At 64.6% G+C, this 3,650-nt stretch carries 4 protein-coding genes; 2 read left to right on the forward strand and 2 right to left on the reverse strand.

What is annotated here, in order from left to right:
- Positions 1 to 152 precede the first annotated feature (152 nt).
- Both WCB02_RS41805 and WCB02_RS41810 read right to left on the reverse strand, forming a co-directional pair.
- The gene (locus WCB02_RS41805; RefSeq protein ID WP_423968844.1) at positions 153 to 1,526 is read right to left on the reverse strand and encodes a PleD family two-component system response regulator; all 1,374 of its coding nucleotides are present in this window, start codon (positions 1,524 to 1,526) and stop codon (positions 153 to 155) included.
- Between the two features lie 11 nt (positions 1,527 to 1,537).
- On the reverse strand, positions 1,538 to 1,903 hold the full coding sequence (locus WCB02_RS41810; RefSeq protein ID WP_423968846.1) for a response regulator: 366 nt from the start codon (positions 1,901 to 1,903) through the stop codon (positions 1,538 to 1,540).
- 237 nt (positions 1,904 to 2,140) lie between these two features.
- On the opposite strand from WCB02_RS41810, the gene WCB02_RS41815 reads away from it, so the two are divergent.
- Together WCB02_RS41815 and WCB02_RS41820 are read left to right on the forward strand one after the other, a co-directional pair.
- Positions 2,141 to 2,452, forward strand: a complete 312-nt coding sequence (locus WCB02_RS41815) for a DUF3572 domain-containing protein (RefSeq protein ID WP_423968849.1) — start codon at positions 2,141 to 2,143, stop codon at positions 2,450 to 2,452.
- A partial coding sequence (locus tag WCB02_RS41820; RefSeq protein ID WP_423968852.1) for a DNA polymerase IV occupies positions 2,431 to 3,650 on the forward strand: 1,220 nt, incomplete at its 3' end. The genes WCB02_RS41815 and WCB02_RS41820, both read left to right, overlap by 22 nt.

Consider the following 3,650-nt stretch of genomic DNA (forward strand, 5'->3'; position numbering starts at 1 on the left):
CTACAGGCCCTCGCCAATCAGACGGGACCAAACACGAACGCAGGGACCCACGCCGTGAGGTTCGTGATGACATAAGGTGTTCGTTGCCAGCTTTGGTGAGACAACGAAGGCCAGGGATTATGGGTCCCTGCGTTCGCAGGGACGACATAAACTCACGCCGCCGTCGCCACCACGCGGTTGCGGCCGTCGTGCTTGGCGCGGTAGAGCGCGGTGTCGGCGCGCTTCAGGAGGTCGCCGACCGGCTCGCCCTTGCGCTCGAGCGTCGACAGTCCGATCGAGATCGTGACGTCGATCTGCCTGGTCGCCTTGTGAATGGCGAACGGCTCGCCGGCGATCGCATGGCGCAGCCGCTCCGCCACCATGCCGGCGACATGCAGATCGGTTTCCGGCATCACGATCACGAACTCCTCGCCGCCATAGCGGCAGGCCAGATCGATACCGCGGATCGACTTGCGGATCCTGACCGCGAATTCCCGCAACACGTCGTCGCCGGCGTCGTGGCCGTAATTGTCGTTGATCGACTTGAAGAAGTCGATATCGAGCATCATCAGCGCCAGCGGCTTGCCGCGGCTGGCGGCCTGCTCGGCAAGCGTCGCCAGATGGCTTTCCATGTAGCGGCGGTTGTGCAGGCCGGTCAGAGCGTCGGTGATCGCCATCTCGATCGAATGCTGCACGTTGTCGCGCAGATCGTCGGTATAGCGGCGCTTGCGAATCTGCGTGCGCGCACGGGCCATCAGCTCGTTCTTGTCGACCGGGCGCAGCAGGTAGTCGTTGACGCCGATTTCGAGCCCGCGCAGCAGCCTCGTGTTGTGATCGGGCTCGGCGATGGCGAGGATCGGCACATGCCGGGTACGCTCCAGCGAGCGCGCCTGGCTGCACAGCCGCAAGCCGTCGAAATTGTGCAGATCGAGCGAGACGATCAGCAGGTCGTAATTGCCCTCGGCGGCATGAAACAACGCTTCCGCCGGATTGCTCTCGACATCCACGGTATGTTCGGCGGCAAGCAGCGGCGCCAGCCGCTCATAGGAGGACGGACGGTCGTCGACAAGCAGGACGCGTCCGCCCCTGCCGGTATCGGCCACCGCGTTGCGCTCCGGCGCCTGCACGCCGATCTCGAGCGAGGTCAGCGCCCGCATCCGCAGTTCGTCCGTCATCATCTTCAGCCGGGTCAGCGAACGCACCCGCGCGATCAGCACGATATCGGACACCGGCTTGGTCAGGAAATCGTCGGCGCCGGCCTCGAGCCCGCGCACGCGGTCGGCGGGACTGTCGAGGGCGGTGACCATCACCACCGGAATGAAATGCGTCGCCGGATTGGCCTTCAGCCGGCGGCAGACCTCAAAGCCGTCCATGTCGGGCATCATGACATCGAGCAGGATGATATCGCATTCGGCGCGCTGGCAGACCGCCAACGCCTCGGCGCCGCTGGAGGCAGTCAAGACGTCGAAATACTCGGCCGACAGCCGGGCTTCCAACAGCTTGACGTTGGCAGCGACGTCGTCGACGACCAGGATGCGTGCTGACACGAGACTTCCCCCTACCCGATGAACCGGCGAACGGTCTCGATGAACTTGCCGACCGAGATCGGCTTGGACAGATAGGCCTCGCAGCCGCCCTCGCGGATGCGCTCTTCGTCGCCCTTCATGGCAAAGGCGGTCACGGCGACCACCGGGATCGAACGCAGCTCCGGATCGTCCTTGATCCAGCGCGTCACCTCGAGGCCGGACACCTGCGGAAGCTGGATGTCCATCAGGATCAGATCGGGATGCATCGTGCGAACGAGATTGAGCGCTTCGACACCGTTGCTAGTGCCGAAGGTCTGATAGCCATGCGCTTCCAACAGGTCGCGAAACAGCTTCATGTTCAGTTCGTTGTCCTCGACGATCAGGACGGTTTTGGCCATCCCGCCCTCCCATCGTTATTGGGCCGCCCGGCCCTGGGTGCTTTGGCATCCCCCCAAGGTGCGTCAAAACCCGTGCCAAAACCTAATCTCAAACTAGCGCCAGATTCGCTCTAACCCGTTAAGCCCGGCTCCATCATTTTACGAAGTGGTTTCCGCTTGCTTGAACGCAAGCAAGGGACTCGGGCATGATAGCGTGCAAATTAGAGACCATAAGTTAACGGAAAGGCAAACCGGCCGTTGAAAAAGCCTGTTCACAAGCCCCGCGAAGTGGCTGAAATCGTTGCAGTTCAGGCGCTGAGCTTCCTGGCCGGCGAGCCCGAGCGGCTGGGCGCCTTCCTGGCCGAGAGCGGAATCGGGCCGGAAACACTGCGAAGTTCGGCTGCCGACCCGCATTTTCTGGCGAGCGTGCTCGATTTCATCCTTAGCGATGACGCAACCGTGAAGGCTTTCGCGGCCGCCTCGAACCTGCATCCGACCAATATTGCTGCGGCGCGCCAAGTGTTGGGCGAGGCATTGGGCGACCAGCACTGGGACCGCGACGTGCCGTGAGCGCGCCGGCGCCAGACGGGACCACCTGCTTTTGCCGGGACTGTCTGACGGATCTGGACGGCAATGCCCGGCGCTGCGGCGCGTGCGGCTCGCCCCGCTTGATCCATCATCGCGCGCTGTCATCGCTTTCGCTCGCGCATATCGATTGCGACGCGTTCTATGCCACGGTCGAAAAGCGCGACAACCCAGGGATCGCCGACAAGCCGGTGATCATCGGCGGCGGCAAGCGCGGCGTGGTGTCGGCGGCCTGCTACATCGCCCGCACCTATGGCGTGCGCTCGGCGATGCCGATGTTCAAGGCGCTGGCGCTGTGCCCGTCCGCGATCGTGGTCGCGCCCGACATGGCGAAATATATCCGGGTCGGGCGCGAGGTGCGCCGCGCCATGCAGGCGCTGACGCCGCTGGTCGAACCGCTCTCGATCGACGAGGCGTTTCTGGATCTGTCCGGCACCACGCGCGTCCACGGCATGATCCCGGCCAAGGTTCTGGCGCAGTTCGCGCGCGAGGTCGAGCGCGACATTGGGATCACGGTGTCGGTCGGATTGGCTTGCAACAAATTCCTCGCCAAGATCGCCTCAGACCTCGACAAGCCCCGTGGTTTCGCGGTGCTCGACCAGGACGAGGCGCGCGCGATGCTGGCCGACAAGCCGGTCGGATTCATCTTCGGGGTCGGCCCCGCGACCCAGGAAAGGCTGGCGCAGCGCGGCTTTCGCACCATCGCCGACCTGCAGCGCGCCGACGAAATCGAGCTGATGAAGCAGTTTCCAAGCGACGGCCGCAGGTTGTGGCGACTGGCCCGAGGTATCGACGACCGCAGCGTCATAGCCGACCGCGGCGCCAAGACCATTTCCAGCGAAACCACCTTCGAAGCCGACATAAGCGATTTCGCGACGCTGGAACGCGTGCTCTGGCGGCTGGCGGAGAAAGTTTCCGCGCGATTGAAGGCCGGCGAGCTCGCGGGCTGCACCATCACGCTGAAGCTGAAGACCGCGGATTTCCGCCAGCGCACGCGCGCCCAGTCGCTGGCCTCGTCGACCCAGCTCGCGGCGCGGATCTTCGCGGTGTCCCGCGAGATGCTGGCGCGCGAAATCGATCGCACCGCGTTCCGGCTGATCGGCTGCGGCGTCAGCGCGCTGCGTCCGGCGGCGGAGGCTGGCGACACCGACATGCTTGACCGCCGCGCCGCGCACGCCGAACG

Origin of the sequence: Bradyrhizobium sp. (assembly GCF_049581145.1) — a bacterium.
Lineage (GTDB): Bacteria > Pseudomonadota > Alphaproteobacteria > Rhizobiales > Xanthobacteraceae > Bradyrhizobium.

Coding starts and splice junctions, on each gene's coding strand:
- WCB02_RS41810 (WP_423968846.1), bottom strand. CDS start 1,903: ATGGCCAAAACCGTCCTGATCGTCGAGGACAACGAACTGAACATGAAG.